Origin of the sequence: Sutcliffiella horikoshii (genome assembly GCF_008180725.1) — a bacterium.
Lineage (GTDB): Bacteria > Bacillota > Bacilli > Bacillales > Bacillaceae_I > Sutcliffiella_A > Sutcliffiella_A horikoshii_B.
In genome coordinates, this window is record NZ_VTEV01000003.1 from 13,464 (window position 1) to 40,158 (window position 26,695).

The window sequence follows — 26,695 nt, forward strand, 5'->3', positions numbered from 1 at the left end:
TCTATTGGAAAAAGTTGCCCCCTTCGGTCCCTGTACTTTTTCAAAAAAATTTTAAAAGGTGGGGGGGATATTTGTACGCTCTTTCCACTGAATTCCTTTTTCCGTTAGCTCGTTTGTAATTCGGTCATGCATTTGGTTATGACACTTGTTGCATAGAGATAAAAGATTCTCGGATAGCAACTTGTATTGAGGATGAGTCTCTAATGGATAGATGTGATGGACAGTAGTAGCAGCTGTGCACCGTCCGAACCTTTTGCATTGTCTACATTCGTAGTTGTCTCGTCTGAGGATGCGGTCACGCTTCTTCGTCCACAGTGAGGAACGGTAGAATGGGTGGACAGTCTTCATCTTCTTCTGATAGCTCCCTTACTACGCTTGAATGTATCCCTGTTCATCCCCATAATGTCATGCCAGTCGACCTTCTCAGGCTTGCGTTTCCTTTTCTTCTTGTTCATACCTTGGAGTTTCTGCCTCTGATCATCAGGTAAACGGTCAGCAATCCTCATATCATCACCCTCTAGGCATAATAAAAAGAGGCACTCCACAGATAAGGAACGCCTCTTTGATATATTTCGTTAATACCATAATAACTCTTTTAAAGCCTAATGCTCATTTTACATTCGTGTTTAAATCGTTTTCTAAACGTTTTGAATTCGTTTGAATAGTTAGGTGTAGGTTGTGGTGTAATCATTCGTTAGAATCAATCCTCGTAAGTCTGGTGATGTGTTCTCGGAATGCACATCACTTTCCTAAACATTTTTTGCAATAAATTCTAGCTGTTGGCTTATCTCCTACTACTCTGTCCCTATCAATAACACCATTGCATTTCATACAAATACCTTGTATCAATCTTAATGTTCCTTTAGCTTTTGAATGATGAAGTGAACCGCCTTTTCCAACGCAACAAATAACTAAAAGCAAAATTAAGAAAAAAGATATTATAGTAATGATGTTTCCACATAACATTACAGTTTTCACTCCTCGTTGCATAGTTTTGGTCATTTATCAACTGACTCGAATACCTCTATCCGTAAGATGAATGCTAACTTATAGAATATCCTCGGCTTAAACTTCTGGTGGTAGTAAGTCTCACTCATACCCAACTCATTGTAAACTTCATAATCAAATAGCTCATCATCACCAAAGTATTTCATGATGACTGCTTGCCTCTCTTGTTTCGTCAGCCGGTTCACTGCTTTTCTTATACGCCCAAGATGATTGTCTCTTGCTATCTCAAAGTCTACCTTCTGGATTACAGCATTCTCGGTGGAGGAATTGAATTCATTGGTGTTAGAAGGTGTAACAAGTGAATAAGAAGCGGTGACTTTCGGCAGACGCTCTTCTGGGACCGTTAGTAAATAATAACGATACAGTTCTAATGCCTGCTCAACATTCTTCTGAGTTTCTTTTCTATTTATCTTCGGTAACTTGAATAACTGTAATTGAGACACCAAGATCCCCTCCTATGATATAATGAGTTAGGTTTGGTCAGGAGCGATCCTGGCTTTTTTTATTTTCCTTCCACAAGGTCATAGAACCATACAGCGTCATTCAAATCGAGAGCTAGGTCAATTAGCTCTTTTTTTGTTTCATCATGAACCGGTGAAAGTTTTAGGAATTCTTGATACATCCACACGATTACGCTTGTATTCTCTTTTGAACCGTTGAAGCATCTTACTTTGACTTTCTTTTTAACTTCGTCCAATTCCAATACGTAGCCCTTGATACCATTATAACCTTCTCCGACTCCGATAACTTCTACCCAATCACCTTCTTTGTAAGGAAAAGCTGATTGTTTATCCATTTGTATTTTGTGCTGGTAAGCATAAACTAAAGAATCTAATGAATCATCTCGCTTCAAACTAGAACCTCCTCTCCGTTCTTTTGCTACGGTCATTCCTAGTTAAAGTGTTAATGTCTGCAAAAGCTGTTCCCTTTGGTACCTTTTTATCCATCTCATCTTTAGGACCAATAGGATGTTTCTTGATGTAATCCTGTCTTTCTTCCTCAGTCATGTACCAGACAGTTACTTTACCGATCATGAATTCTTCTCCTTTCTTAACAGTTATTCCGTATATTTACTAACTTAGGCTTTCTGTCTATCACTTGATCTTTCAAAACCTTTACTTTCATAGGGTTGTACTGATGAGATTTTCCCGGTTTAGTTCCACTTATATCAGAAAATAAATCTTTCAAAGCATCAAATATTTTATTGAAAGCTTTAACAAGTTCTTCAAAAGCACCCCTTACTTGTTCAATTGCTTCTTGGTACTCTTTATTTTCCATAAAGTCACCCTCTTGGATTTACTGTGCTATATCTTCGAACTGTTCAGTAACGACCATGCTTCTTTAAAAAATCTTCCGTATCCCTAATTCTGGTTATTAAAATACTGTTTTTGTGCCAAATCTCATTGGAGTCCTCTTTAATCCTAAGAAGTATCTCCAATTCATTTTCAGCACTATCAAGTTGACCATCTAAATACCCTTTGTCATATTGTTTGATAACAATTGCCTCCTGTTGCACCGTTTGAGTCAGATGTTTGTTAAACATTCTTCTCGTATTATGCAATACCAATTAAATCTTTATAAAGCTTTTCAAGTGTTTCCACTGGTACACCGCCATAAACTGTTCCTTCATAATGTTCACTTAGTTCTGAGATAACTTCCTTGTTTTCAGTTACTTCTTGAACACTTACAAATTCACCATCTTTGAAAATTGCTAACTCCATTGAAGAATACATTTCTAACGGTAAAGTCTTTCGTGGTGAACAATAATGACCGTAACTAGCTTGAATTGATAACCCAACTTCATCCGAAATTTTCACTTGTTTAAACATCCTAAAACCCATATCTTCATAAGTACCAATAGGCTGACCGTACTCTTTCATTTTCAAACTACCATCAGTTTCAACTAACTTTTTAATAAATTCCATTTTTCCACTACTCCTTTATTTCGCATTATGAGTCGACTATCCATTAATCCTCATCTTCCAGAGCAATGGCAATCTTGTAGTCTGTACCGTTGCTGGCCTCCATTCTCTTCTTATGGGTAGGAGAGGATAAAAACCGAACACTCTTCTCACTGACTCCCATATAATCAGCACATTCTTTTGCAGTCCCTACACAAATGAACTCATCACCCTTGTAGACTGCATAGTGCCTGGTAGTTTTCTTACACATGACTGACTAACCTCCTAATCTTCTAAACTAGAATCAAGTCCAATGGTGATGAGATAAACAAAAACTAAAATGCAGATAATCTCAAACATGCTGGATCTCCTTAAATAAGACTCTGATTTCACTTGAGAAACGATTAACAACATGCATTTCATGGTCCAAGTTCTTCACGATCAGCCAGTCAGCAGGATTAAGGTTGTTTTTAACCATTAAAATCTTTTGAGCTTTAGTAGGACGTTTGCCATGTTTCATAAACCTTCTCCTTCCAGAGGAGGAAGCAACCTTAGTTGCCCCCTTTTCCACCTCTTTTAATTTGGTTAGGGTGCTTGCAATTGATACCTCTGGCCGTTCCACTCAATAACAGTAGGAACACCGTTTTTAACCTTGATGACTTTAATATCCATTGGCCTGTCTCTCATGATTTACTTTGTTCTTTTCGAAATAGGCTTTTTCTATTTCCTCCCAAGTAAATCCATTATTTCACCCTCTGCAGCTTAGATTCTGATTCTTCCTCTTTCTCGAATTCATCCAGGCTAAGTTGGCCATCTTCCACCTTTGCGGTTCCATCCTTTTCAACCTGGTACTTGATTCCGTCATGAGATTCGTTAAACTCATCGATACTCATTTGAGATTCCACGATATGCAACGTCACATCTGAGCCAGCTTTCTTGTAAAAATTGAAAGATTGCTCTGCAGAAGTATCGCCTTTCACGATGAATTCAAGGGTGGTCTTTTTGCCATCCTTAGTAGTTTTGCTGAATTCACAAGTTAGTTTTTCTTCCACACCTTCGATCTGCAGCTCCACTACTTCACGAGTCATTTGAGAAAGCTCCTGCTTTTTCTCGTCATCGCCTTTCACGTAAAACTGGATAAGTTCTTTCTTGCTGTCCTTCGTCTGTTTGTTGAAGTTTGCTTTTACAGTTACTTGCATGCTTAGCACGCTCCTTCTAAGATTTTATAGACTACTTCATATTGATAGGTTGGTAGAGTTCCACTGTTTTCAAATCCGTCAATGCCCTCTTTGACTATCCATGAAAGACGTGCAACATGAGCTAAGATGTAGGCGTCTACCACATTGTCACTTCTGTGTGTAAATCCAAAGTGCTCTTCAACGGCTTTCATGATTGCCTTTTTCTTTTGAGGACCCGTCAGGCGTTTCTTGCTACCTTTCTCCCCTTCCCAACCGGTTATATTTACAAATTTCTTTACTGCATTTGGCGCTGCCTCGTAATAGCTTAATTTCCGCTTGTAAATCTCGTTTCTTATGCCGTGGTGCAATCCCCCTGCAAACATGGCTTTTTGCGTACTGAAGGGGAATCCTTCGATGCAGATAATATCATCGGGCTGAATGTGAGATATTACCTCGTTAATGAGAGTAATCATTCTTTTTGGATCAACTGAACCAACCCCGGTTAGTTCTTTTGCTCGTATTACCTCACCATGTTCATCTAAAGCAACAAATCCCGTTTTAGTAGATGGGTCAATTCCTACGAATCTCAATATTTCTTACCTCCGTGTTTATAAGGGCGGTGCTTGTTGAGCTCCATCTTTCTAAGGATATGGTGCTGCAGGTCAATCCCCTTACTACCAGCGGTATCGAATACCCGGATGCAAATATCCGCTAATTCTTCAGCGAATTCTTCCTCTGTTCCTTTGCGATCAGCTTCAAGTGCTTCACTAACCTCACTATGAATCAGTGCGAGTTGCGTAGCTGTTTCAATCGGCTGGTCGTACCATCCTTTTTTCTTGGCAGTTTCATGGGCCTCGTGACAAAGTTTACTTATTAGCATATTCCCAACTCCTCTCTCCGTTTTTGATTTTGATAAATGGCGTTAACCTCTGTTAAAGTAAGTTTCTGCAGATCTTTTCCGTCCGGTGTTCGGGTATACCCCATGTTGATAAGCCTGTGGATAAGCGTTTTTTTCTCCTCCTCTACCAGTTGCATTAAGCGCATCACTAACCTCCTGTTTGCAGTTCTAACCGCTCTTTATATTCCTTCAAATGCTCATTCATCCTATTGCGAAACTTTTCCTGAAAGTAGAATCGCAACTTTTCTTCATCATCATCCATGGCAAGCACCTTTTTTTCATAAATGAGGAAATCTAGGAGTAATAAAAGGGACTCTTGGTTGTAATCAACAGCATCTAAATACCATTCTCTAATTTGCATTTTTTTGATGTAGATCCCGCATCCGTTGGGTCTCTTTGTTGTAGTAGATGTCCACTTTCCCAGTAGGTCCATTCCGTTGTTTGGCAATGTCTACTTCCAGGATGTTTTTCTTGTCCGACTCAGCATCATAATATTCATCTCGGTATAGAAACCCGATGATGTCAGCATCCTGCTCGATACTGCCGCTTTCCCGTAGGTCTGACATAACAGGTCTTTTGTTGGCTCTTTGTTCTACACCACGAGACAGTTGGGCAAGTGTAATGACCGGGCACTTAAATTCTTTGGCCATTCCTTTCAAGTTGCTACTAATCTCAGACACTTGTAGATGTGCATTTCCGTTGTGGCTTTCTTCGGCTTTTATCAACGTGAGGTAATCAATCATGACCAAGATCTTCTTATCCGGATTCTCCCTCTTCACGTCACGTACATGCGCTCTCATTTCGTTAATGGTTTGTCCGGTCTTATCGAATATCTGAAGTTTAATCCTTTCCAGAATTCCTATTGCTGTTACCCAGTTCTGGCGATCGTTGTCATCGAAATAATGATATGGTTTTCTTGCCTTTATCCCTTGGATTCCTCCAAGAAGACATAACATCCGTTTGATCAGGCTTTCTGCACTCATTTCTAGTGAGAATATGACTGGAATAGCTCCTTTAAATCCTGCATTGGCAGCAATGTTTAGTATGAAAGCCGTTTTTCCCATACTTGGTCGGGCTCCGAAAATAATACTGTCTTCATCTTGGAATCCATCCGTCATATCATCCAGATCCATGAACCCGCTCGGGATTCCGGAATATCCCTTCTCTACTTTGATAAGAGGTAATTCGTACATCTGGACTAGGTGCTGATTTAAATCAAATTTCTCTTTGGTGCCAGTCTTGTCAATGTCATTTAGCTGCTTAATTACTTTTTGAATCTCGGTAGTATTGAATTCGGGATTATCCACAACAGGCTTTAAAATATTGTGGATATTAATCTTTTTCCAAGCTTCAATTACTGATGATTCATAGTTTTTAAACCCATGTACGGAAGGAACGCTTTCTTTCAAAAGGGAAAGGTGTGCAGTCCCTCCAATCCTGTTTAGGTTATGCCGGCCGATCTGTTCAATTATTGTGATTGCATTGATTGGTTGATCCTTATCGGCTATTTCTTTCATAGCGATAAACAGCTCTTTGTTTTGATAGTGCTGGAAGTGCTCTGTCTTCAAGGTGATTTCTGACATGATGGTGCTATCGATTAAGATACAACCCAATATGGCGCATTCAGCTTCGTAATTAATCACGCGATCCACTCCGTAACTTCCTCATGAAAGCAAGATGTTCATGATTTACTTTTGATTCAGATGGCAGTTCGTAAAGGTCCGCTATGGTAGGTGGAAACTTGCTTGTTAATACATGTTTTTTCACCTTGGACCTTACCTGGTTGAAATCTTGGTCTTCTAAGAATTCATGCCATGCTTCAGCAATTGTTTTGATTTTAATTTGTTGCTCAGAAGGCAAAATGTTTTTAGTAAAAGGATTGTTGTACATCTTTTCAATTAGTTGGATAATCTCCAAGACTTCCTTTTTATTCATTCTCAAACTCCTTTGCTAAGGCATCATAGTCCACATTATTGGCTTTCTTATGGGACTTGATATTTACTTGAAAGTGTTCCAGATCTTCCACTGACTTGATTCCTTCCTTTTTCCACTTTCTTAACTTGTTATAGACAAACAACCAAGTCTTTCCGTTTCCTCTTGCTGATTCTTTAATGGCCTCTTCAATCATCATTTGAGGATCAATGAAACCAAAATTCTCAAAGACATCATTTATGTCATCCCTAAGAAAATCATTTATGTCTTTTTCCCCTACGATTTTGCTCTTTTGAAGGAGTTCTAAAATCCTCTTCACAGTGTTTCTTTCCTCCTCCTCTTTATTTGTCTTTAAAAAAATGTCTTTAATAATGTCTTTAAGGGCGCCTTCGTCCTTACTCTCCCAATCGGTTACGGTCTCTTGGAGTTGGTGTTTTACCAACTTTTCAATTGGTGTTTTACCAACTTTAACCCCTAAAAAAGTTAGTGTTTTACCAACTAGGTCATCTAAGTCGATTGGTGTTTTACCAACTTTTTTGTTTTTTAGATTGAAATGAACTAACTGATCCACCCTATTTTTGTTCCATCCTTTATTAGGGTTTATGTGCCAAAGTTCGTAGTTTTTTTTAAACGAAAACTTTTTACCTTCTTGATTCCAGTCAATAACATTTGCCTCTTTTAAATAATGGAGTTCTTTTTTTATATCGCTCCTATGGATGCCAGCGACTTCAAAATCACTTAATTTATCAATCACGCAATCTTTTTTATTGCATCCATACGACAATCGGATAATGAGGTGAAGGATGGCTATTTGTCGCTTAGAAAAATCCCGTCTGATAATTTCATCCATCAGCTCATTTGCAATTCTTATGTAGCCATTTTCCACTTGAACATTAGCCAAGTCCCTTCACCCCCCATATTTCTTGATACAAATTAATATGTCAGCTTTGTTCTCGCCTCTCGGAATGATTTTCTTTTCTTTGAGGTCTGGATGATATCTAGACATAAAACCTTTAATATAACGAACATACAAATTCTTATGACCACCAGATAGCCCTTTATAGATGTACGGAATTTGAATATGGTACCTCAAATTACTCCAGCTCCATGCCCTCAAAATCATCAAAACTCATTTCTTCTGCTGCTGGCTTTTGCTTAGGAAAATCGTAATCAAGCATTTTCTTAAGAGCCACAACTTCCTGCAGGGTAAGCTCCTTGCTTTTCTTCTGGAACTTCTCTTGGATATAATCCTTTAAATCTTCTTTACTCACACCCCGGTCATTTACGATGTTTTGAATCTCTGCCCATGTTTTAGCCAAAGCATCGTCTGCGTCAATTACTTCTCCTTCATTAACTGAAATAGATTTATTATCTTCAGGAGTAATATCTACTCGTTGACGAGGTTGATATGGTTCTATTTCTTGTTGGTCCTGATCGTCAACGTCAATCCCGAACTGAGCCTTAAGCGCTCTTTTTAAAACGTGTTTCTTAAACATGTCGTTAAAGTATGTGTTCCATTGACTACCCGATTTTTTACTAAGGTGCTCAACCTCTTCACGTTCAATAATTACTAACTTATCTGGAAAACCTTCTCGTCTAGCAATGGCATAGCATGCAGCTACTTTACCTCGAGGGAACTTGATTCCATGTTTAACCACTCTTACTTCCTGTGTATTTTCATCTACCGCAAATTCAATATCATCATTTTCATGGACCAATTGAGTGGTAACACCTCGATAATCGTCACGCTGCTGTGCAAGGTACTGAATTCCCTCTACCGAAACCTGGATACTCATTTGGTTGCCATACTTGATGAAATAAATGTGATTTTTAAACGGATCCAAACCATTGTTTTTGCAGATTTGGATAAACAAAGCAAGTTCCTCGTTTGTAGCATTTTTCGCAATACTGTTTACTACAATGTCCAGTTCCTTTTGAGTGAAGTAATTCTCGAATTCATCAGTTCTAATTGGCGCAAGTTGATTTTTTGACATTACAATCTTCCTCCTCCATAGTTATCTGAAATCATCATTGCGAAATTAGCTATGTTGGCACATCTTAAAGTGATTTCATACTTGTCATGATCTTCTTTCAGTAATTCAGTTACTAATCTGTGATAATTTTTACTTAACTCACGTTTTAAAAATTGCCAGTGTTCATTTTTCCAATGCCCTTTCTGTTCGTTTAAAGCAAGCATTATTTCCATTGCCTGAGCAAACTCTCTTACTTCTTTTCTTGGTCCTGGTTGCGGATCCATCTGTTGAACAAAGTTAGCAACCTCGTCACCTAGTTCAAAAACATGAACACAATCCCTGTCAGCGCCCATTCGAAGGGCAATCATTTCGCTTCTTGGATGGTCCCTGTACGTTTCTAATAAAGGGTTATTTTGAAATGCATCTTTCGCTTTTCCTACAAATTGCAAGTGCTGATTAGTTATCTGATGGGTCAACGGACGATTCTCCCTTCAAAGAAACTGTTTTTATACTAAACTCCTCATCTACCACTCTCGCAACGATTAGCTGACCGGGCGGTGAAGTGAATTGAAGAATGGACTCCGCATTGTCCACAAAAGTAGGAGATATGATATCAGCTTGCTGGGAAAGAACTTCAATCAGTTCCAGACCTGCCTTAATTTTTTCAGCAGCAGAAAGCTTGCTGTAAGGTCTACCATCCATTTCGATTTCGAAGGTGGCTTTCTCTTCCCCGTTCTTTAATTTTTCGTATAGCTTCACAGTGATCTTGGTAAAGAGGTTGTCCACCTTACTGACCATCAACTCAGAACGAATGGTCCGGAACTTCTTAATTGCTTCCACAATGCGTTGTGATTCATTACGGTCTTTCCGGATAGCCTCTGTCTGCTGGCGCGCCTCTTTGATTTCATTTTCCAAGTAAGCAATACGGCTAGCTGCATCCAATTGAAAACGAATCTGCATGATTTCATCATCGATTTTCATTTTTTCACTTGTATCGATTTGAACTTTATCAGGAAGAGCGGAGAGGATAGTTTGGATAGCATTCCTTTCCTGCACCAACTTTTTCCCATGCTCGACCTCTGTGTTGAACCTCTTCTGTCTTTCCTCTTTCACCTTTTGGACAGAAGTTTCGTCCAGAGGCTGGCCGCACTTGGTGCAGTTTTCTTGAATTTGTTCTTCCTTAATGCGATTCACCGATTGCTTCTGTCGTTCAATCTGATCAGCAAATCCATTCAATTTGCTTTCTAACCGAATTCGTTCATTGTTGCTTTGAATGATTTCCTTATCATGATTGTCCAGATCTTCCCTTTGTTTTTTCAGAGTGTTTACTCGAGTGATAAGCTCTTGTTCATTGACATTCGAATCAGCGTATTTCTTCAATTGTTCTTCAAGCGTTAAAGATCGTTCAGCTGCTCGTTCATATGCCTTATCATTTTTGTTGTAGCGGTCACGATGTACCTTTTCCAAGTCATCCAATGAATACTTTTTCAGGTTGTCTTCTAATGCTTCTTTGTCCAGATTCTCCATCTTAGCCAGTACTTCCTTATTCAAAGGTTCGCTGATGTACTGGAGCAGTTGAGTGCGTTGTTCATCCCATTTCTGACTAGAAAAGAACGTCGGATTAAATAGTGAGAAGAAAAGTTTTTCATCCCACAGGGAATCAACCAATTCATTGAATGCTGTGGCTTTTTCCGGCACTTCATTGATGTAATACTTTGCTGTTTTCTTTTGGCTACGTGACAGGAGAATTTGAGTGCCATCTACTTCAATAAGCAGCTTCACTGTAGACTCTAGGTCAGTACCTATAGGCATAGGCTCAAGCTTGGAGCCCATTACATCTTTCCCGTACAGGCACCAGGTCACAGCGTCACCGATTGATGACTTGCCCGCACCGTTGCGGCCATGGATATTAGTAATGTCGCTGAGAACCACCTTTAAAGATGTGTGGTTTTTAAAATTCGTTAATTCTATTTCGATAAACGAGATCCGTTTCATATTTACCTCCATTTGATTTTTTAGAGGAATTCCGATAGAATCTTTACAACCAGTAAGATTTATCCGAAATTCCTTTTATGGCCCACTTTCCTACAAGTGGGTTTTTAATTTTCTCCAGCAACTTTTCTTTCGGCTCCTAGAATATCCACTAGGTAATCAATGGCATTCGATTCTAGGATTGTTTCTCCATTGTGGATGAGGATATAATCACCTTTTTTCACCTCATCCCCACAAGCATCATTTCCTTCATGCTGATCAGCTTCCTTTTCGTAACATCCATATGGGCAAATGTGGTCATATTCCTCATCTTCCATAACTTCAAATGTTTTATGACATAACCAGCATTTCTTCACTACCGTTTGCATTTTCCCACCACCTTTTTTAAAAAGTTGGAATACTTGTCCTCCTTCCCGGCATAATATGTACTAAGATGATTAAATTGGTGTCTGTAGCACCGCACTATCCTAGAGGGCAGACAGTCAGGTAAGGGGTGGACCTAACCATCCTTCGTCTAAGACAGTGCGGCAATACAGAAGACTTGCCGCAACACTTCCACAGTGTTAAAATAACAATTGTTCGTATTTAGTAGTATGAACGGCAGTTTAGTGTCTTCAGCACTAAGCTGCTTATTTTTGTTCTAATGCTTCTTTAATCAATGCTTTCCTTATGTATAAAACTTCTAGTTGACTTGCTATATAATCCGCCATATCCTTCATGCCTTGTGCTAAGTAGAGCTCCTTCACCTGAACACCTATTCCAATTGTGTTAATAAGAGATAAGTAGTCTTTCTTTGTTACAGTTTGATAGGTTGTTGCCATATTCAATCCCCCTTCCTTCTATAACTTCTCCACCAACTTCACAATGCGATCAGACCAACCTAGCTTTTCAACAGCCCATAAGCTAATACCAGCAATCAACATGAGTGAAGTAAATCCGAGCAAAGCAATCATTTTTCACCTCCTAGCTTGTCCTTCTATAGAAGAGCTCCAAGTTTCTGGAGCGTTTCATCGGACTGTTCGTTATTCGATATTAAATTTCTTAACAGCTTTATGTTTGTAATACTCTTCACCAGTTAATAGTTTGTAAATATGCTTGTTGAATAAATAGACTTCTGGAAGCAACCCTTCTCGTTTGTCTTTTGAAGTGTCCCATGCGACTAAATTTCTTGCTATAATCCTTGTTAGTTCCTTTACTGATACGCCTTTAACAATCTCGAAAACACTTTCAAATTCATCTTCATACATAAATATTTGATTCGCTACTTCACCGTCAAGTTCTTGTTCAAGTGAAACAATTTCCCCGTCAAACTTAGCTCTTAATTCGCTTGAACCGTAAATAACTTTTTCATTCACATTACTTCCTCCTTTTAATTGAGTAGTATCTGTCTACGATTACCTGGCTTTCTTCATCTGGATGATGTGTTTAAACCTACATTTTCTACACTCAATATGTGTGATATTTCCAACAACGTAGTTAATCACATCATCATCACTTCCACATTCACACTTTCTTTGTGCTGCATGAACACGATCCCAGGCTTTCACTTTAGGGTGTACTTCTGTTTCCAGACGTTTCATTGCCATAGGTTCAGATGTGGCGGTGATGAACCCTTGATGGATTACAATGTCATCACCGATAATGTAGTGGTATTCATACAATTTCAATTAAAAGTCCCCCTTTTAAATAGCTGAATTCTTATGACTTTGCTCCTCAATCCATCTAAAGAAAGCTTCTCGGTTTACCTTCTTATGTCTCCCTACAGGGAATACCGGAAAATCTTTTCGCTTCATCACTTCATATGCGTAGTGATAACTTACTCCTAAAATTTCAGAAACATGTTTCGCTGTCATCATGATTGGATACTTGTCTTTAACTTCCTGACTTATCATAAGTTGCACCCTCCTCTTTGTTAACCCATAGGTTGACTAATTTTCGAAAAATAAATCCTCAACTCTACAATTAAGGATGTGCGCCATTCGAATCGCTAATCTGACACTGGGGTTTTCTTTGCCGTTTTCAATTTTGTTCATATAGTACTCAGAAATCTTTAATTTTCTTGCAAGATCCTTCTGGCTCAAGGATAAATCTTCGCGTAATTCTTTGATGTTGTTTCCCAACAAGAAACCACCTTTCTAATAAAGTTGAGTTATTGGTTTACTTAACCTTATTATAACCCGGTGGAGTTATAAGTCAACAATTTTATTTAGTTTTATTTAATTTTATTTTTATTCGTATGAAATTTATTGTAGTTATTTAATACTAATTTAATTTATTTCCATATTAGGAACGCCTTTAATATTGATAACTCTTTTAGAGTGACGCATAATATATCTGTTGAGTGATAATGAAACAAGGGGTGAGTATTTAATTGGATCACATAAAAGAAAGCATTGGGAAGAGGATCAGGACTAAAAGAAAAGAGAGAAAACTTAGTGCTGAAGAATTAGGGAATCGAGTTGGAGTTTCTAAAAGTTTTATTTCTAAAGTTGAAACTGGAAAGAGTAAAGCTAGTGTTGAATTTTTGAATAAGATTAGTGATGTTCTTAATACACCAATAAGTTATTTTTTAGATGAATTTAAAGAAGAACCAGATGAAGAATTAAAACAAGAAGATGTGGAATGGATTTATTTTAGAAAAGAAGTAGAACAAGATGATATTTCTATAGAGGAAATTAAAAAGATATATAAATTTTATAAAATGACATTAGATGACAAAAATTGATTAAGTAAATTATATACAATTATTGATTTACCAAGGTGTCTTGTCACCTTTGTCGAAAAAGAACAAGATATTTTCGACAAATTCCCCCTTTTACTAATACCCAAATAGGGTATAATCAAAAATGAAAATACAAACACTCGTTCGTATTTTTGTTCGGTCATTATCCTGGGGGGGTATTTCAATGAATGATAAAAGGGTTGTCAAAGTTGATGAGTTGCCAGAAGGAATAATTATAGAAACAACATCCACTCTTCTTGTTGGTACTGGTTTGAAATACAACAAGGGAGCTGCTCAACAATGAAAGGATATTTTCGTAAAAGAGGGGACAAATGGAGTTTCACCGTGGATGTAGGTCGTGATCCACTCACAGGTAAGAGGAAACAAAAATCAAGAAGTGGATTTAAAACAAAAAAAGAAGCTGAGAAATCTCTAAATGAAATGATTTATGAATTAGATAAAGGAACATATTTTGAACCGAATAACATTTTATTTAAAGATTTCGCTTGGGAATGGTTTGATAACCACAAACACCGACTAAAGGTGACAACAGAAGAACAATATTATTCAAAAATTAAAAATCACATCATTCCGTTTTTAGGTCACTATAAATTAAGTGACATTAAGCCGGTTCATGGACAAGCCTTCACCAAGCACCTTTTATCAATTATGAAACAGTCCACAGCGCATAAGGTGTTCTCTATCACAAATTATATTTTATATGGTGCTGTTACTTTGGAGTTGATTCAAAAAAACCCTTTCAAAAATGTAACGAAGCCCAAAGATTCCCGAGGGAAAATTGATACCTGGGATTTTGAAGAATTAAATGCTTTTTTGAATTTCGCTAAAACCTATAAAGACGGGTTCAGAGATAATCCATTTTACTACAGGATATTCACTGTGGCTGCTTATACCGGAATGAGAAAAGGTGAAATATTAGGATTAAGAAAACAAGACGTGGATTTCGAAGCTAAGAAGTTAAATCTTCGAAAGAGCGTTATAGAAACAAAAAAAGCAGGAGTCTCAACTGGTGAATTGAAAACTCTTGCTTCTTATAGGCAAATCTCTATTGATGATCTCTTATGTTCCATTTTAAAGGAACAAATTTTAAAAAACAATAGTAATAAATTACGTTTAGGTGCAGCATACCAGCAGAACGGATTAATATTTTGCAGAGAAGATGGTGCACCTTTTAGACCCTCTACAATTAACAAACCTTTTAAGATTTTCATAAAAAAAAGTGGAGTCAAAGATATAAGGTTCCACGATCTAAGACACACACACGCTACATTGTTATTAAAGCTTGGAGTAAATCCTAAAATCGTTTCAGAAAGATTAGGCCATTCAAATGTTAAGATCACATTGGACATTTACTCACATGTTACTTCGGATATGCAAGAAGACACGATGTTTAGATTTTCTGAAAAGCTTTCTAAAATGCAGTAATGTGGTCAATTTGTGGTCATGCCCTATAAATGAGCTATGAAAACACTGTTACATCAAGGTTTATAGGGCTAGTTCCATAATCATATCCGGATCGTGCCTTAGAATGGCTTTTAACCCAGAGGCATAAGTAATACCAGCCTTTTCATTTACCTGCACTTGCAAAACATGTCTGCTTTTTCGCTCAACAGGATCTTCTAAGGTAATGATATTGCGTTGCAGCAAACTTTTTGATTCCTCTAGAATGGAATACAGTGTAGTGGTTTTCCCAGATCCAGTAGGACCGGTGAACAAGACAAGTCCATGGGAGTGCTTCATTAAGGAAAATAACTTTCTGGTAGAGTTCGGGAATAGGGATAGGTGTTTTAAAGGGAATTGTTTATCATCATGCGGCAGGATTCGGATAACCAGGCTTTCCTGGTTAACTGTCGGCAACGTAGAGAGTCGAAGGTTAATCGGTTTGGAGTCAACGTAGAGCTTTAAGGCGCCGTTCTGGGGTTTTCTTGTTTCTCCGATGTCCATTTCGGCCTGGAACTTTAAGTGGGACAACATTCTTTCATAGATTTCAAGCGGGAGTTCTTCTTGATCATAGAGGTAATGGTCGAGTCGAAAAAGAACTTTAGCAGACGCTTCTAGGGGTTTAATGTGAATATCTGAAACTTGTAAGCGGACTGCTTGACGAACAATTTCTTCACATTTCTTTTCAATATTCATTTGTCACCTCAATTGTCATTGAATTTAAGGGTTGTGATGTATTACTCCTTTCCAATAAAATTAACTGCCCTTATATTATTCTTCAAAAAATGACAGAATCCTTCAATGTTTTTAATTTCCTCAAAAAAAAGTTCCTCTCTTTAAAAAGATCAGGAACCTTTTAAATATTCTTCTATAATACGGCCAATCTTCTGAATTGCTCGCTTACCAGAAGGATTTTCAATTAGATTATCTACTAGAACTGCCATTATCAAGCTCTTCTCTCCAAATGTCACAATTCCACAGTCATGTTCCACACCTGGCAGCTCGCCTGTCTTGTTGGCAACTTGAACAGTATTTAGATTCATAAAAAATGGCAACTTGTCCAGGAGCTGTTGACCTCTTAACATACTCATCATTAATTGCTTACTTTCTACGTTCAATACATTAGACTTGGGATCTAGGAGAATCTTTAGACACGCAACTATATCTCGTGCACATGTTCTGTTTTCCAACCCTGCATCGGAAGCTTTAACATCCATCATTTTTCTTTCTAGTATCGTGTTGCTTAATCCTTGCTCCGTACAGAATTTGTTAACAGAATCTATTCCGATAAGGTCAATAACTTTATTGGTAGCACTATTATCGGATACCGTTATCATCAATGTTAAAAAGTCGCATAGAGTGAAACTTGTATCCTGATCTAAATACTGAATAACACCTGCTCCACCAACACGACTTTCACTTTCAATATTCATTCTGTCAGACAGATTTATGTTGCCTGCCTCCACCTGTTTAAGAGCTGCCATTAATAGCGGAATCTTTATCAGACTAGCCGCCTTTTTCGGTACATCACAATCTTTTTCCAGTAGCTGGCCACAATTGTCCTCCAGCATAAAACTAACGTGTCCGGCCGTGGAATCCACCACTGCCTGAACACGTTCCTTCAACTCCAACAATCGGGTTTCAGTTCCCATCATGTGCACTTGCCACCATTTCCCTTACTTTATCTGGACCAACAATCTTTTCGTTATATAAGTGGCATGCCACATAGTGCCTGTCCTCTACTTCCTGCCAATCAGGAACCGATTGGCTGCAAGCTTCCATGGCGTGAGGACAGCGGGTGCGGAAGACACAGCCGCTTGGTGGATTTATCGGGCTAGGTATCTCACCTTGGACAATTTGCCTTTCACGCTTGTCTTCTAGATCCGGATCCGGTATTGGTATGGCAGATAATAAGGCTTGTGTGTAGGGATGCAATGGCTTTTTGTACAGTGCCTTACTCTCCGTCAGTTCCATCATTTTCCCCAGATACATAACCCCTATTCTGTCACTGATATGCTTGACCATAGATAAATCATGGGCAATAAACAGATAGGTTAAGCCTTTTTCCTTTTGAAGCCGTTTCATTAAGTTCACAACTTGAGCTTGGACGGATACATCCAATGCAGAGATTGGTTCATCGGCAATGATAAAGTCTGGATCCAAGGCCAGCGCACGGGCAATACCAATTCGCTGTCTTTGTCCCCCGCTGAATTCATGCGGGTAACGGTTCGCATGCTCGCGGTTGAGACCAACATCCTCCAACAATTGATAGACGCGCTCTGTTCGATCTTTACTATTTTTATAGATTCCATGTACTTCCATGGGTTCAGAAATGATTTCTTTCACTGTAGAACGCGGATTAAGAGATGCATATGGGTCTTGGAATATCATTTGCATGTTTCGGTGGAAAGCGAATTTTTCCTTCTCCGTTAGGCTGTGGACATCTTTTCCGTTAAAGGTCACCTCGCCTGCTGTTTTCCCATAAAGACCAATGATGGTCCTTCCGGTAGTTGATTTACCACAACCAGACTCACCAACAAGGCCGAATGTTTCCCCTTGATATATATCAAATGATACGTTGTCTACCGCTTTTAAGGTTTGTTTTTTTCCAAGGAAAAAATATTTCTGCAGATTTTTTACTTGAAGTAATTTCTTTTGCATGATTATTCCCCGTCCTTTTGCCAGTACCTTCTTGCTGCACATAGTTCTTTTTCATAGATGGTATTTTTCATTGGAAGAATCTCAATATCTCTTCCAGTTTTCGGTGAGTGTAAGAGTTTGCCGTCTCCATGATAAATTCCAACATGATGGAGTTTTCCTTTACCTTCTTCATAAGCAAAAAACAATAGATCTCCAGGCTCCAAAGCATCAAGCGGAACCTCCAATCCTTCTTTCGCCTGGTCATGGGCATCACGTGGAATGGTATAACCGTTTGCTTTACACATCGTATAACTGAAACCGGAACAATCCATACCATAACCACTCATTCCACCCCATAAATACGGGAGGCCGAGAAATCTCTCTCCTGTCTGGACGATATCCGCTCCGGAGCCTTTAGGGATGGAAACTAGCCCATCATAAATTGAGGTATCATCCGACCTAAGCACACCAAACTCACCATCAGGAAGTTGAACCTTTACTGACCCTTCTCCTTTTTCCACTACCGGTAAAATGGTTTGAAAGCTCAACTCAAGTAACTCTTTCTCCGTTTTTGAATATAGGGGAGCCAGGTTGCTTGTCACTACTGCGACAGAGCTTTCTGTAAGCTTCCAGTTCAAAACTTCGGTAATTTGACATTTAGGAACCCAGCCTGGATATCCTCTTTGATCCTTTGATGAACCTTGGGTCAAAGCGATAATATGGTAATAATTCTCCTTCTCTTCCAATACGAGAACTTCCTGACCGAAAAGCAATTGAGACTGGATGAGGTTGTCATCACATAGTTCTAGTCTTGTTTCAAAGTTCAGTGAATCCAGCCAACTTTTTATATCGGTAGGATTGGAGGTGGCTTTTTCATCCAGTTTTCTTGGTGAATTATAAGAGGTCCAGATGGTAGCAACCGGTACATTTATGACATATTTACTCAACGTTGACTCCTCCTTTTACATCTACATCAGTGATCCCTAATCCATTAGCATTTGGAAAACTAATCTTTCGCCCGTTATAGAGGATACCACCTGTAATAATATCCGCGGCGAGCATAAGTGGTGCATCGAAATCGAATCGTGTGATGTTGCTTTTACTGGCGGCAAAATGCGCCGCTGCTGTGATCCCGAGCCTTGTCTCGATCATGCTGCCTACCATGCACTCGACTCCATAGGCTTCTGCGATACTATTAATTTTCTCGGCCTGAAATATTCCGCCCGACTTCATAAGCTTGATATTAATCAGGTCTGCACTTCGAGTTTGGAATACCTGAAGGGCTTGTTCTGGCGTGAATACACTCTCATCTGCCATTATAGGTGTTTCCACGGAGTCGGTAACCTGTTTTAAGCCATCTAAATCGTGTGCAATAACAGGTTGTTCCACAAGCTCGATATTCAACCCCAGGTCTTCCATTTTGCGAATACCGCGTATGGCTTCCTTTGCCGTCCAGCCCTGGTTTGCATCCAAACGGATTTCCACCGCATCTCCAACACGGCTTCTGATCTCTCTAATTCTCGCAATATCTGACGCCATATCGTCTTTCCCTACTTTTACCTTGAGAACACGGAAACCTCTCTCCAAATAATGCAAGGCGTCCTCACCCATCTCCTTCGGGGAATTGACGCTGACGGTGAAATCTGTTTCAAGTTCCGCTTTCGCACCTCCCAAGTATTGAAAAAGAGGCAGCTTGCTGTGCTGGGCCAAACAATCATAGATAGCCATATCCACTGCAGCTTTTGCACTTGAATTACGGACTAGTGATTTATGCAGTTTTTGCAGTAACGGTTCATAGTTTAGTAGGTTTTCATTTATTAGGTTCGGTTTTAAAATTTGTTGAATGGCATACTCCACACTATCAAGGCTGTCTCCTGTGATAACATGTGTTGGAGGTGCCTCCCCCCATCCGATTAGACCGTTATCACAGGTGATTTTCACTACCACTGCTTCTGCAACATACACCGTACGCAACGCTGTTTTGAATGGTTTGGAAAGAGGAACTGCCGTTCGAAAGGTCTCCATTTGTTGGATGTTCATGATTTTCTCTCCTTTCAATCCACTCCCGCTTGGATGGTTAATGTCTTGTTGTATGTGTTCAGTTCCGCTTTCGCACCATGAGGCACCGCAATATTAGGTGAGCAATGTCCAAATTGGAAACCGCTCATAGTCGGTTTATTTGCATCTTGAACATGCTGTGTGATGACCTCCTCTAGCGTCAAGGATGCTTTCCCTTCATCTGGTACACAGTTATGGAAATTGCCGATGACAATTCCCTTCGCATCCGCAAATTTCCCGGCCATTTTCAGCTGATTAAGCATTCTGTCCACTTTGTACGGTTGTTCATCAATATCTTCAAAGAAGAGGATCTTTCCTTTGGTCTGCAACTCAAACGGAGTTCCAAGTGAACTTACAAGCAAGGTTAGATTTCCACCAACCAACTCTCCGGTTGCAACGCCCTCATTCATCACTTCAAGCGGGGAAAGTTCTTCTGTATACACGATCTCCGTCGGTTCAAACAGCTGTTGAAAATACGCTTTGGATAGAGGATGGATGCTATCGAGTCCGATATCAGAGCTCAGCATCGGACCATGAAAGGAAGTTAATCCCGCCTGTTGGTAAAATGCATGATGTAAAAAGGTAATGTCGCTGTAGCCCCAGAAAATTTTGGGGTTATTTTTAATAATATCGTAATCTATGTTAGAGGCGATCCTTGCCGTTCCAAACCCACCACACGCACAAAAAATGGCCTTTACTTCTTCGTCCTGAAACATCGCATGCAGATCATCGATCTTCTCCTCATCCTTTGAAGCAAGGTAACCGTATGGGGCATCCACATACTTGCCCATCTTTATTTTCAATCCTAATTCGTCTTCCAAAAAAGGTAACGCAAGTTTCAATTTTTCTTGTTTCGGGGGACTTGCAGGTGCGATGACTCCTACTGTGTCACCTTTTTTCAAACGCAGTGGCTTCATGTTTCGCCACTCCTCTCCTATATAGTTTCTATCAAACTATGTATATGTATGGTTATGACTTATCAGTATGTATTCCCTATTTCAATGAAAAGGGTGTTCAGTGAACACCCTTCTCCTTTAAAACTTGGGTTCCGTTAAACACCGCTGTTGATTTACGCACTAGGGTTCGCTTTCCTAGGGGCGTTTGGGGAGCCTCCTCGGAAAAGCGCCTGCGGGGTCTCCCCTAAACGCTATCTCCCTAAGGAGTCTTCGCCTATTGCTCCAATCAACAGCTAGGTTGCTGCAAAAATCAACAGTTTGCTTTAACAGAGCCAAAACTTATAACCTTTTATTCTTTATCTGCCCATTTCAGTTCGATGTATCCAACAGGATGGCGAACGATTCCTTTTACCGCTTCGTTTTGAAGATAAACATGGTTATAGAAATACAATGGGATGATTGGCATCTCTTCAAATAGAACCTTTTCCGCTTCATACATGTACTCAAATCGCTTTGCTTCGTCAGCCTCGTTAAGGGCTTTTTGGATCAGTTCATCATACTTGGAATTGGCCCAGCCCGTACGGTTCATAGAATGACCAGTCTGGAAATTCTCCAAGAAGTTGATTGGGTCCGCATAGTCAGCCAAGAAAGAGCTTCGGGAGAATTGGAATTCTAAGTTTTTTTGCGCATCAAGGAATACATTCCATTCCATGTTTGCCAGTTTCACATCTACTCCCAGATTGTCTTTGAACATTTGTTGAAGTGTTTCAGCAATACGCTTATGCTCATCACTTGTGTTATAAGTCAACGTTACTTCTGGTAATGTTTCATACCCTTCTTCTTCCATTCCTTTTTTCAGTAACGCTTTTGCTTCTTCCGCATTAAACGTCACAAGGTCTCCGTTTGTCTCGCGGAAATCATTTCCTGATGGATCATTAAAGCCCTTAGCAACAAATCCTTTAGCTGGCTCTTCTTCTCTTTTTGTAATGTAGTCCACAACATCTTGTTGGTTAACTGCCATCGCAAATGCTTTACGGATGTTCGCGTTTTGGAAAGGTTCCTGTTCTACACCGAAACGGAAGAAGTAAGTTCCTGCTTGCTCCCCGACATTAACTTTTCCTTCTTTAAATAACTGCTCACTCACATCTGCAGGAACTCCTGAAGTATCCAGGTCCCCTGTTTGGTACATTTGGTATTCGGTGTTGGTATCATTAACCATTGCCCAGTGAACTTTATCAAGCTTCACTGCGTCAGCATCCCAATATTGTTCATTTTTAGCCATTACAAAGTGGCTTTCATGCTCCCACTCTGCAAGGTTGAACGGACCATTTCCTACAAAAGAATCCGCTTCTGCAAACCACTCTGGATTTTCTGTAGCCACCTTCTCATTGATTGGGAAGAAGGCTGGATTTGTAATAACACTTAAGAAATATGTTTGTGGAGCTACAAGTGTAACTTCTAATGTTTTCTCGTCAACTGCTTTTACCTTCACATCGTCAGCAGAGCCTTCGCCGTTGTTATACGCTTCTCCACCTTCAATGAAGTAACCCAGGAAGGCAGCAGGAGATGCTGTGTCAGGGTTTAAAAGACGCTTCCAGGCAAATTCGAAGTCTCCTGCAGTTACATCGTCCCCATTAGACCATTTTGCGTTGTCACGGATATAGAACGTGTAAGTTTTTCCATCTTCGGAGACATCCCATTTTTCTGCTGTAGCTTCTTGCGGAAGATGCTCGTCATTTAGGCGAGTCAGTCCCTCCATCAAGTTGTTTAGTGCGTTCCAGGAATAAGAGTCAAAGCCGATTGGCGGGTCCAATGATGTTGGCTCAGATCCGTTGTTCAAACGTAGAACCTTTTCTCCTGATGTGCTGTCGTTGTTGTTAGTGTCTTCGCTCGTGTCGGTTCCTGCGTTGTTGGTTGCTGTACATGCAGCTAAGATGAACACAAGCATCGCGGTCATTAATAATGCCATTACCTTTTTCATGTGTTACTCCCCCTCTTGATACTTAAATGTGTAAGACGTCGCTGTTGATTTCCGCTGAGCTTTGTTTTCCAATCAACAGCTATAAAACTCTATTTCACTATAAGTCTTACCTTATAGTAGAAATCACTGTTTTTACTGGTTTAGGAGCTCTTGGGTCCTGTAGCCAGCAATCTACATGATGTTCCTCGGACAAGGTTGTCTTCATCGGATATACGCGCTCACATACCTCCATCGCATGCTCGCATCTTGCTGCAAATGCACAGCCTGTTGGTGGTGAAAATAAATCCGGTGGAGACCCTACAATAGGCACCAGTTCTTCATCTTCTAAATCGAGCCGAGGAACGGAGTTTAATAGACCTTTCGTATACGGATGCTCTCCTCTGTAGAAGATCTCTCTCCTATTTCCAGACTCCACAATCTTCCCTGCATACATGACAGCCACACGGTCTGCCACTTGTGCTACCACACCGAGGTCATGAGTGATAATGATGATGGAGACACCTGTTTTCTTTTGGATATCTTTGAATAAGTTAAGAATTTGAGCTTGGATTGTCACATCTAGTGCTGTTGTTGGCTCATCTGCAATCAATACTTCTGGTTGACAGACGAGGGACATTGCTATGACAATACGTTGCCTCATTCCTCCACTGAACTGATGAGGATATTGTTTCAGGCGCTCTGCCGGACTAGGGATGCCGACTAATTTGAGCATGTCCACCGCCTGTTTCTTCGCTTCTGCTTTGGATACCTTTTTATGTTGTATGATCCCTTCCATAATTTGATCCCCTACCGTCAGGGTAGGATTCAAAGCTGTCATTGGATCTTGGAAAATCATGGAGATATCCGCTCCACGAATTTTTCTCATTTCCGGTTCGGACACTTTCGTTAAGTCTTTTCCTTTAAAAAGAATGGAACCTTCCGTAATGCGGCCCGGTGGTTCTGGAATTAAACGCATAATACTTTGAGACGTTACACTTTTCCCACAGCCTGACTCTCCTACGATGGCCAGCGTCTCCCCTTTATGCAGGTCAAAGGTTACCCCACGGACCGCCTTCACTTCACCACCGTATGTTGTAAAGGAAACATGTAAGTCTTTTACTTGAAGTACTTTTTCCATGATGTCACTTACCTCCTCAGCTTTGGATCTAGTGCGTCTTGTAATCCGTCTCCAAGCACGTTAAACGCAAACATGGTCATGGAGATGAAGAATGCCGGGAAGAACAGGCGCCACCAATGTCCTGAAATGATTGTTGGCAGTCCATCATTTGCCATTACACCCCAGCTCGCATAAGGTGCACTCACACCTAATCCAAGAAAGCTCAAAAATGCTTCGGCGAAAATAGCTGCCGGTACGGTCAATGTCATTTGAACAATGATTGGTCCCATCGTATTCGGAAGAAGGTTCTTTCTAATAATTCGAGACGTCTTCGTTCCAAATGTTTTAGATGCTAGCACAAACTCATAATTCTTAATTTGTAATACCTGCCCCCTGACAATCCTCGCCATCCCAACCCAACCTGTCACAGTTAGAGCAATGATGATAGTCAGTAATCCCGGGCCCATCACAACCATAAGTAAAATGACAACTAATAGATAAGGAAGTCCATAGAGCACTTCCACCACACGCATCATGGCGTTATCTGTCTTGCCGCCTTTGTAGCCTGCAATTCCCCCATAAACTACTCCGATAATAAAATCAATCAGCGCGGCCATCAAACCAACAAACAAGGAAATTCTCGCACCATACCAGGTACGAGTGAAAACATCTCTTCCAAGTTCATCTGTACCAAAAAGATGGGTAGAGGATGGTGGCTGATTCTGATTAGGCAGATTTGTTTCTGTCACACTGTAAGGAGAAAATATCGGACCAAAGATGGCCATGATAGTCAAGAATACGAGAAAAACCAACCCTGCCATCGCCAGTTTATTTTTCAAAAGCCTTCGCCAAGCGTCTTGCCAATAAGAAAGACTTGGCCGGACAACAGCCTCTGCTTCTCCCTTATTTTTATCCACAGGTTTAAACCATTCATCCGGCACTCTGTTTTCTTGATTTTCTTGAAGTTTACGCTGCGCCATATTAGTTCCCCTCCTTTTTATGAAGCTTAATACGAGGGTCTAATATCCCGTAAGCTATATCTACAAGAAAAAGCATGATGATTAAAAAAGCACTATAAAAAACAGTCGTTCCCATAATGACTGGATAGTCACGGGAGTTAATGCTTTCTACGAAATATTTCCCCATGCCGGGAATGGCAAAGATCTTCTCAATAACAAATGTTCCAGTCAAAATTCCTGCAGCAAGAGTTCCCAAGATTGTGACAACTGGAAGCAGAGCATTTCGAAGCGCGTGCTTAAACACAATTTTTGCAGGGGATAACCCTTTTGCCTTCGCTGTTCGTATGTAGTCCTGTGTCAACACTTCCATCATGCTTGCTCTAGTCAATCTTGCGATGATTGCCATCGGACCGGTTGCAAGAGCTAATGTCGGCAGTATCATATGCTTCCAGCTCGTCCAAGTGGCAGGCGGAAGCAAGCCCCAAGTAACTGCAACCTGCTGTATGAGCAAAGTAGCAAGGACAAAATTGGGGATAGATATCCCGAACACCGCAAAGGTCATTGCCATGTAGTCAATGACACCATTGCGTTTTAGAGCAGCAATCACTCCCAGGAAAATACCTGAAATAACGGCAATGGTTAACGTAATCATTCCAAGCTCAAACGAAATTGGAAATCCTCGGCCCAACATGTCATTTACTGTTTGGGACGGTTGTTTAATCGACGGGCCGAAGTCTAATGTCACTAGAGTCTTTAAATACATCACATATTGCACCGGTATCGGTTTGTCTAAGTGATAGTGTGCTTCTAAGTTGCGTTGAACCACATCGCTTGTAGAGCGCTCTTCATTGAGTGGCGAACCCGGAATGGCATGCATCAAGAAGAATGTCAACGTGATAATGACCCATAAAGTTATGAGCATTGCTAGTAATCGTTTTGTTATAAAAGTTCCCATTCTCCCACTCACACTTTCTATACTAAAGGGTTTTTATGTAATTAAGAATTCATCAACAGAATGTTGTTCGCATAGCCAATTCTGTCATCACAAGCATAGCCTGATAAGCTTCTTTTATATCTTTCGCCTGAAATTTGACAATTGTTGTCCCAGGCTCTATTTCGGTTCCAGGCATTAGGTTTGCCCATTCCGCTTGTCCGTAGTTGGCAAATTCAATACGTAACGTTGGATGATCAGGCGGTACCAAAGGCTTTATATTATGTATGTCATCCAATGCTTTAGATGTTCGCTCTTTAATTAGCGCTTGTGCTTTAATGGGAGTCAGTGATTTAGCAGCAGAACGTGAAGCCGCTTCCTTGACAACTGCACAATGTATACCAGGGATGAGGCTTTCTGCTTCAAAGGCTGTTTGGTCATCCCCTGCCACCATGATGACTGGTACACCATAATAACCAGCTACATAGGCATTAAAGCCCAATTCGCCAACTTGCACGTCATTTATGTACATATTCCTTACACCAAAAATCATGGAGTGTGTCATGACGCCTTTCATCGAAGCTCTTGCATGATATCCTACAAAAATGGCAGCATCAAAGCTATCATCCAATCCTTGAACCATAGAAAGAGGTTTCACATCTCCTGTAATCAATTTGGTTTCAGGGTGAAGATCCTCAATCAGTATGTTATTCATTTTTGAATGACTGTCATTGACGACAACTTCTTTAAAACCTTTTTGAAAAGCTGTAGTCACGACCGCATTTGCTTCCTGGGTCATTATTTTACGACCACGTTCATAGTTATGCAGCCTAGAATCGACATGGGTATGATCTACCAAACCACTAATTCCTTCCATATCAACCGATATATATAAATTCATCCAATTCCCTCCTTTCATGTTACAATTTTCTTAATATTATAACAGTATTATGTTTATGATTCAATCAAACTAGAAAAATATGAGTCTAATTATTCAGACTTTTTATTCAAATGTACTAAAACCTTATTAAAGCAAGGAATGTACATGAAACAAATGACACGTGTTATA

General features: G+C 39.9%; 41 protein-coding genes and 1 pseudogene. 2 read left to right on the plus strand and 40 right to left on the minus strand.

The features are described 5' to 3' along the window. Positions 1–51: 51 nt before the first annotated feature. The 29 genes and pseudogenes from FZC76_RS06890 to FZC76_RS07020 all read right to left on the minus strand — a co-directional run bounded on the left by FZC76_RS06890 (position 52) and on the right by FZC76_RS07020 (position 13,002). Positions 52–348 (minus strand): HNH endonuclease, encoded by a 297-nt coding sequence (locus FZC76_RS06890; protein ID WP_148987533.1) that lies wholly within the window; start codon positions 346–348, stop codon positions 52–54. Then, a complete protein-coding gene (locus FZC76_RS22925) occupies positions 345–506 on the minus strand; it encodes a hypothetical protein (RefSeq protein ID WP_187441982.1) in 162 nt (53 codons plus the stop codon). Before FZC76_RS22925 ends, FZC76_RS06890 begins: the two co-directional genes overlap by 4 nt. 235 nt (positions 507–741) lie before the next feature. Next, a complete protein-coding gene (locus FZC76_RS06895; RefSeq protein WP_148987534.1) occupies positions 742–966 on the minus strand; it encodes a hypothetical protein in 225 nt (74 codons plus the stop codon). A gap of 32 nt (positions 967–998) precedes the next feature. Next, positions 999–1,451, minus strand: coding sequence for an ArpU family phage packaging/lysis transcriptional regulator (locus FZC76_RS06900; protein WP_316246594.1), 453 nt, complete (start codon positions 1,449–1,451; stop codon positions 999–1,001). Positions 1,452–1,510: 59 nt separating this feature from the next. Next, positions 1,511–1,861: a KOW domain-containing RNA-binding protein gene (locus tag FZC76_RS06905; RefSeq protein WP_148987536.1), complete on the minus strand. Its 351-nt coding sequence runs from the start codon at positions 1,859–1,861 to the stop codon at positions 1,511–1,513. A 1-nt stretch (position 1,862) separates the two neighbouring features. Continuing rightward, positions 1,863–2,042 (minus strand): hypothetical protein, encoded by a 180-nt coding sequence (locus tag FZC76_RS06910; RefSeq protein WP_148987537.1) that lies wholly within the window; start codon positions 2,040–2,042, stop codon positions 1,863–1,865. A 16-nt stretch (positions 2,043–2,058) separates the two neighbouring features. Then, positions 2,059–2,286 carry a hypothetical protein gene (locus FZC76_RS06915; RefSeq protein ID WP_148987538.1) on the minus strand — a complete coding sequence of 76 codons (228 nt, stop codon included), beginning with the start codon at positions 2,284–2,286 and terminating at the stop codon, positions 2,059–2,061. Between the two features lie 43 nt (positions 2,287–2,329). Continuing rightward, positions 2,330–2,551 carry a hypothetical protein gene (locus FZC76_RS06920; protein ID WP_148987539.1) on the minus strand — a complete coding sequence of 74 codons (222 nt, stop codon included), beginning with the start codon at positions 2,549–2,551 and terminating at the stop codon, positions 2,330–2,332. A 10-nt stretch (positions 2,552–2,561) separates the two neighbouring features. Continuing rightward, entirely contained in the window at positions 2,562–2,933 is a 372-nt protein-coding gene (locus FZC76_RS06925; RefSeq protein WP_148987540.1) for a hypothetical protein, read from the minus strand. A gap of 43 nt (positions 2,934–2,976) precedes the next feature. Continuing rightward, positions 2,977–3,180 carry a hypothetical protein gene (locus FZC76_RS06930; RefSeq protein ID WP_148987541.1) on the minus strand — a complete coding sequence of 68 codons (204 nt, stop codon included), beginning with the start codon at positions 3,178–3,180 and terminating at the stop codon, positions 2,977–2,979. 81 nt (positions 3,181–3,261) lie between these two features. Then, the gene (locus FZC76_RS22930) at positions 3,262–3,429 is read right to left on the minus strand and encodes a DUF6906 family protein (protein WP_187441983.1); all 168 of its coding nucleotides are present in this window, start codon (positions 3,427–3,429) and stop codon (positions 3,262–3,264) included. 141 nt (positions 3,430–3,570) lie between these two features. Beyond that, a pseudogene (locus FZC76_RS06935) lies at positions 3,571–3,639 on the minus strand (dUTP diphosphatase); the annotation flags it as partial. A gap of 13 nt (positions 3,640–3,652) precedes the next feature. After that, entirely contained in the window at positions 3,653–4,108 is a 456-nt protein-coding gene (locus FZC76_RS06940) for a hypothetical protein (protein ID WP_148987542.1), read from the minus strand. A gap of 2 nt (positions 4,109–4,110) precedes the next feature. Beyond that, positions 4,111–4,677, minus strand: a complete 567-nt coding sequence (locus FZC76_RS06945; RefSeq protein WP_148987543.1) for a hypothetical protein — start codon at positions 4,675–4,677, stop codon at positions 4,111–4,113. Then, the gene (locus FZC76_RS06950) at positions 4,674–4,967 is read right to left on the minus strand and encodes a pyrophosphohydrolase domain-containing protein (RefSeq protein WP_148987544.1); all 294 of its coding nucleotides are present in this window, start codon (positions 4,965–4,967) and stop codon (positions 4,674–4,676) included. Before FZC76_RS06950 ends, FZC76_RS06945 begins: the two co-directional genes overlap by 4 nt. Further along, positions 4,961–5,131: a Fur-regulated basic protein FbpA gene (gene fbpA, locus FZC76_RS06955; RefSeq protein WP_148987545.1), complete on the minus strand. Its 171-nt coding sequence runs from the start codon at positions 5,129–5,131 to the stop codon at positions 4,961–4,963. Before fbpA ends, FZC76_RS06950 begins: the two co-directional genes overlap by 7 nt. Positions 5,132–5,133: 2 nt before the next feature. Further along, positions 5,134–5,346, minus strand: coding sequence for a hypothetical protein (locus tag FZC76_RS06960; protein WP_148987546.1), 213 nt, complete (start codon positions 5,344–5,346; stop codon positions 5,134–5,136). Beyond that, a complete protein-coding gene (dnaB, locus tag FZC76_RS06965; protein ID WP_148987547.1) occupies positions 5,336–6,637 on the minus strand; it encodes a replicative DNA helicase in 1,302 nt (433 codons plus the stop codon). Before dnaB ends, FZC76_RS06960 begins: the two co-directional genes overlap by 11 nt. Then, the gene (locus FZC76_RS06970) at positions 6,621–6,920 is read right to left on the minus strand and encodes a replicative helicase loader/inhibitor (protein WP_148987548.1); all 300 of its coding nucleotides are present in this window, start codon (positions 6,918–6,920) and stop codon (positions 6,621–6,623) included. The genes dnaB and FZC76_RS06970 overlap by 17 nt, the downstream gene beginning before the upstream one ends. Next, positions 6,913–7,818: a replication protein gene (locus FZC76_RS06975; RefSeq protein ID WP_148987549.1), complete on the minus strand. Its 906-nt coding sequence runs from the start codon at positions 7,816–7,818 to the stop codon at positions 6,913–6,915. The genes FZC76_RS06970 and FZC76_RS06975 overlap by 8 nt, the downstream gene beginning before the upstream one ends. Before the next feature lie 193 nt (positions 7,819–8,011). After that, positions 8,012–8,911, minus strand: a complete 900-nt coding sequence (locus FZC76_RS06980; RefSeq protein WP_148987550.1) for a RecT family recombinase — start codon at positions 8,909–8,911, stop codon at positions 8,012–8,014. Continuing rightward, entirely contained in the window at positions 8,911–9,366 is a 456-nt protein-coding gene (locus FZC76_RS06985) for a hypothetical protein (protein WP_148987551.1), read from the minus strand. The genes FZC76_RS06980 and FZC76_RS06985 overlap by 1 nt, the downstream gene beginning before the upstream one ends. Then, positions 9,347–10,885, minus strand: a complete 1,539-nt coding sequence (locus tag FZC76_RS06990) for an AAA family ATPase (RefSeq protein ID WP_148987552.1) — start codon at positions 10,883–10,885, stop codon at positions 9,347–9,349. Before FZC76_RS06990 ends, FZC76_RS06985 begins: the two co-directional genes overlap by 20 nt. 104 nt (positions 10,886–10,989) lie before the next feature. Next, on the minus strand, positions 10,990–11,250 hold the full coding sequence (locus tag FZC76_RS06995) for a YqaI family protein (protein WP_262372474.1): 261 nt from the start codon (positions 11,248–11,250) through the stop codon (positions 10,990–10,992). A gap of 261 nt (positions 11,251–11,511) precedes the next feature. Next, positions 11,512–11,703 carry a hypothetical protein gene (locus tag FZC76_RS07000; RefSeq protein WP_148987553.1) on the minus strand — a complete coding sequence of 64 codons (192 nt, stop codon included), beginning with the start codon at positions 11,701–11,703 and terminating at the stop codon, positions 11,512–11,514. 201 nt (positions 11,704–11,904) lie between these two features. After that, entirely contained in the window at positions 11,905–12,237 is a 333-nt protein-coding gene (locus tag FZC76_RS07005) for a hypothetical protein (protein ID WP_148987554.1), read from the minus strand. 39 nt (positions 12,238–12,276) lie between these two features. Further along, positions 12,277–12,543, minus strand: a complete 267-nt coding sequence (locus tag FZC76_RS07010) for a hypothetical protein (protein WP_148987555.1) — start codon at positions 12,541–12,543, stop codon at positions 12,277–12,279. 21 nt (positions 12,544–12,564) lie between these two features. Then, positions 12,565–12,774, minus strand: coding sequence for a helix-turn-helix domain-containing protein (locus FZC76_RS07015; RefSeq protein WP_148987556.1), 210 nt, complete (start codon positions 12,772–12,774; stop codon positions 12,565–12,567). A gap of 36 nt (positions 12,775–12,810) precedes the next feature. Further along, positions 12,811–13,002, minus strand: a complete 192-nt coding sequence (locus FZC76_RS07020) for a helix-turn-helix transcriptional regulator (protein WP_187441984.1) — start codon at positions 13,000–13,002, stop codon at positions 12,811–12,813. Positions 13,003–13,253: 251 nt separating this feature from the next. Here FZC76_RS07020 and FZC76_RS07025 point away from each other — a divergent pair, with 251 nt between their 5' ends. Next, positions 13,254–13,607, plus strand: coding sequence for a helix-turn-helix domain-containing protein (locus FZC76_RS07025; protein ID WP_148987558.1), 354 nt, complete (start codon positions 13,254–13,256; stop codon positions 13,605–13,607). Positions 13,608–13,904: 297 nt separating this feature from the next. Beyond that, positions 13,905–15,050, plus strand: a complete 1,146-nt coding sequence (locus FZC76_RS07030) for a site-specific integrase (protein WP_148987559.1) — start codon at positions 13,905–13,907, stop codon at positions 15,048–15,050. Between the two features lie 60 nt (positions 15,051–15,110). Here FZC76_RS07030 and FZC76_RS07035 read toward each other — a convergent pair whose 3' ends face one another. The 11 genes from FZC76_RS07035 to FZC76_RS07085 form a co-directional block, all read right to left on the minus strand. Next, positions 15,111–15,761: an ATPase, T2SS/T4P/T4SS family gene (locus tag FZC76_RS07035; RefSeq protein WP_262372476.1), complete on the minus strand. Its 651-nt coding sequence runs from the start codon at positions 15,759–15,761 to the stop codon at positions 15,111–15,113. Between the two features lie 149 nt (positions 15,762–15,910). Continuing rightward, positions 15,911–16,720, minus strand: a complete 810-nt coding sequence (locus FZC76_RS07040) for a serine hydrolase (protein ID WP_148987560.1) — start codon at positions 16,718–16,720, stop codon at positions 15,911–15,913. Continuing rightward, a complete protein-coding gene (locus FZC76_RS07045) occupies positions 16,707–17,726 on the minus strand; it encodes an ABC transporter ATP-binding protein (RefSeq protein ID WP_187441985.1) in 1,020 nt (339 codons plus the stop codon). Before FZC76_RS07045 ends, FZC76_RS07040 begins: the two co-directional genes overlap by 14 nt. Before the next feature lie 2 nt (positions 17,727–17,728). Then, positions 17,729–18,652 (minus strand): C40 family peptidase, encoded by a 924-nt coding sequence (locus FZC76_RS07050; RefSeq protein ID WP_148987561.1) that lies wholly within the window; start codon positions 18,650–18,652, stop codon positions 17,729–17,731. Then, positions 18,645–19,745 carry a dipeptide epimerase gene (locus FZC76_RS07055; RefSeq protein ID WP_148987562.1) on the minus strand — a complete coding sequence of 367 codons (1,101 nt, stop codon included), beginning with the start codon at positions 19,743–19,745 and terminating at the stop codon, positions 18,645–18,647. The genes FZC76_RS07050 and FZC76_RS07055 overlap by 8 nt, the downstream gene beginning before the upstream one ends. Positions 19,746–19,759: 14 nt before the next feature. Continuing rightward, positions 19,760–20,680 (minus strand): S66 peptidase family protein, encoded by a 921-nt coding sequence (locus tag FZC76_RS07060; RefSeq protein WP_148987563.1) that lies wholly within the window; start codon positions 20,678–20,680, stop codon positions 19,760–19,762. Between the two features lie 328 nt (positions 20,681–21,008). Beyond that, positions 21,009–22,640 (minus strand): peptide ABC transporter substrate-binding protein, encoded by a 1,632-nt coding sequence (locus FZC76_RS07065; RefSeq protein WP_148987564.1) that lies wholly within the window; start codon positions 22,638–22,640, stop codon positions 21,009–21,011. A gap of 106 nt (positions 22,641–22,746) precedes the next feature. Further along, entirely contained in the window at positions 22,747–23,757 is a 1,011-nt protein-coding gene (locus FZC76_RS07070; protein ID WP_148987565.1) for an ABC transporter ATP-binding protein, read from the minus strand. Positions 23,758–23,765: 8 nt separating this feature from the next. Beyond that, on the minus strand, positions 23,766–24,716 hold the full coding sequence (locus FZC76_RS07075; protein WP_148987566.1) for an ABC transporter permease: 951 nt from the start codon (positions 24,714–24,716) through the stop codon (positions 23,766–23,768). A 1-nt stretch (position 24,717) separates the two neighbouring features. Next, positions 24,718–25,650 (minus strand): ABC transporter permease, encoded by a 933-nt coding sequence (locus tag FZC76_RS07080; protein WP_148987567.1) that lies wholly within the window; start codon positions 25,648–25,650, stop codon positions 24,718–24,720. Between the two features lie 52 nt (positions 25,651–25,702). Beyond that, positions 25,703–26,527, minus strand: coding sequence for a M55 family metallopeptidase (locus tag FZC76_RS07085; RefSeq protein ID WP_148987568.1), 825 nt, complete (start codon positions 26,525–26,527; stop codon positions 25,703–25,705). Positions 26,528–26,695: the final 168 nt, after the last annotated feature.

What these genes read in the sequence shown, in the direction of transcription:
- FZC76_RS06890 (WP_148987533.1), bottom strand. Translation starts at nt 348, where the DNA reads ATGAAGACTGTCCACCCATTCTACCGTTCCTCACTGTGGACGAAGAAG.
- FZC76_RS22925 (WP_187441982.1), bottom strand. Translation starts at nt 506, where the DNA reads ATGAGGATTGCTGACCGTTTACCTGATGATCAGAGGCAGAAACTCCAA.
- FZC76_RS06895 (WP_148987534.1), bottom strand. Translation starts at nt 966, where the DNA reads ATGTTATGTGGAAACATCATTACTATAATATCTTTTTTCTTAATTTTG.
- FZC76_RS06910 (WP_148987537.1), bottom strand. Translation starts at nt 2,042, where the DNA reads ATGATCGGTAAAGTAACTGTCTGGTACATGACTGAGGAAGAAAGACAG.
- FZC76_RS06915 (WP_148987538.1), bottom strand. Translation starts at nt 2,286, where the DNA reads ATGGAAAATAAAGAGTACCAAGAAGCAATTGAACAAGTAAGGGGTGCT.
- FZC76_RS06920 (WP_148987539.1), bottom strand. Translation starts at nt 2,551, where the DNA reads ATGTTTAACAAACATCTGACTCAAACGGTGCAACAGGAGGCAATTGTT.
- FZC76_RS06925 (WP_148987540.1), bottom strand. Translation starts at nt 2,933, where the DNA reads ATGGAATTTATTAAAAAGTTAGTTGAAACTGATGGTAGTTTGAAAATG.
- FZC76_RS06930 (WP_148987541.1), bottom strand. Translation starts at nt 3,180, where the DNA reads ATGTGTAAGAAAACTACCAGGCACTATGCAGTCTACAAGGGTGATGAG.
- FZC76_RS22930 (WP_187441983.1), bottom strand. Translation starts at nt 3,429, where the DNA reads ATGAAACATGGCAAACGTCCTACTAAAGCTCAAAAGATTTTAATGGTT.
- FZC76_RS06940 (WP_148987542.1), bottom strand. Translation starts at nt 4,108, where the DNA reads ATGCAAGTAACTGTAAAAGCAAACTTCAACAAACAGACGAAGGACAGC.
- FZC76_RS06950 (WP_148987544.1), bottom strand. Translation starts at nt 4,967, where the DNA reads ATGCTAATAAGTAAACTTTGTCACGAGGCCCATGAAACTGCCAAGAAA.
- fbpA (WP_148987545.1), bottom strand. Translation starts at nt 5,131, where the DNA reads ATGCGCTTAATGCAACTGGTAGAGGAGGAGAAAAAAACGCTTATCCAC.
- FZC76_RS06960 (WP_148987546.1), bottom strand. Translation starts at nt 5,346, where the DNA reads ATGCAAATTAGAGAATGGTATTTAGATGCTGTTGATTACAACCAAGAG.
- FZC76_RS06970 (WP_148987548.1), bottom strand. Translation starts at nt 6,920, where the DNA reads ATGAATAAAAAGGAAGTCTTGGAGATTATCCAACTAATTGAAAAGATG.
- FZC76_RS06980 (WP_148987550.1), bottom strand. Translation starts at nt 8,911, where the DNA reads ATGTCAAAAAATCAACTTGCGCCAATTAGAACTGATGAATTCGAGAAT.
- FZC76_RS06990 (WP_148987552.1), bottom strand. Translation starts at nt 10,885, where the DNA reads ATGAAACGGATCTCGTTTATCGAAATAGAATTAACGAATTTTAAAAAC.
- FZC76_RS06995 (WP_262372474.1), bottom strand. Translation starts at nt 11,250, where the DNA reads ATGCAAACGGTAGTGAAGAAATGCTGGTTATGTCATAAAACATTTGAA.
- FZC76_RS07000 (WP_148987553.1), bottom strand. Translation starts at nt 11,703, where the DNA reads ATGGCAACAACCTATCAAACTGTAACAAAGAAAGACTACTTATCTCTT.
- FZC76_RS07015 (WP_148987556.1), bottom strand. Translation starts at nt 12,774, where the DNA reads ATGATAAGTCAGGAAGTTAAAGACAAGTATCCAATCATGATGACAGCG.
- FZC76_RS07030 (WP_148987559.1), top strand. Translation starts at nt 13,905, where the DNA reads ATGAAAGGATATTTTCGTAAAAGAGGGGACAAATGGAGTTTCACCGTG.
- FZC76_RS07035 (WP_262372476.1), bottom strand. Translation starts at nt 15,761, where the DNA reads ATGAATATTGAAAAGAAATGTGAAGAAATTGTTCGTCAAGCAGTCCGC.
- FZC76_RS07040 (WP_148987560.1), bottom strand. Translation starts at nt 16,720, where the DNA reads ATGATGGGAACTGAAACCCGATTGTTGGAGTTGAAGGAACGTGTTCAG.
- FZC76_RS07045 (WP_187441985.1), bottom strand. Translation starts at nt 17,726, where the DNA reads ATGCAAAAGAAATTACTTCAAGTAAAAAATCTGCAGAAATATTTTTTC.
- FZC76_RS07055 (WP_148987562.1), bottom strand. Translation starts at nt 19,745, where the DNA reads ATGAACATCCAACAAATGGAGACCTTTCGAACGGCAGTTCCTCTTTCC.
- FZC76_RS07060 (WP_148987563.1), bottom strand. Translation starts at nt 20,680, where the DNA reads ATGAAGCCACTGCGTTTGAAAAAAGGTGACACAGTAGGAGTCATCGCA.
- FZC76_RS07065 (WP_148987564.1), bottom strand. Translation starts at nt 22,640, where the DNA reads ATGAAAAAGGTAATGGCATTATTAATGACCGCGATGCTTGTGTTCATC.
- FZC76_RS07070 (WP_148987565.1), bottom strand. Translation starts at nt 23,757, where the DNA reads ATGGAAAAAGTACTTCAAGTAAAAGACTTACATGTTTCCTTTACAACA.
- FZC76_RS07075 (WP_148987566.1), bottom strand. Translation starts at nt 24,716, where the DNA reads ATGGCGCAGCGTAAACTTCAAGAAAATCAAGAAAACAGAGTGCCGGAT.
- FZC76_RS07080 (WP_148987567.1), bottom strand. Translation starts at nt 25,650, where the DNA reads ATGGGAACTTTTATAACAAAACGATTACTAGCAATGCTCATAACTTTA.
- FZC76_RS07085 (WP_148987568.1), bottom strand. Translation starts at nt 26,527, where the DNA reads ATGAATTTATATATATCGGTTGATATGGAAGGAATTAGTGGTTTGGTA.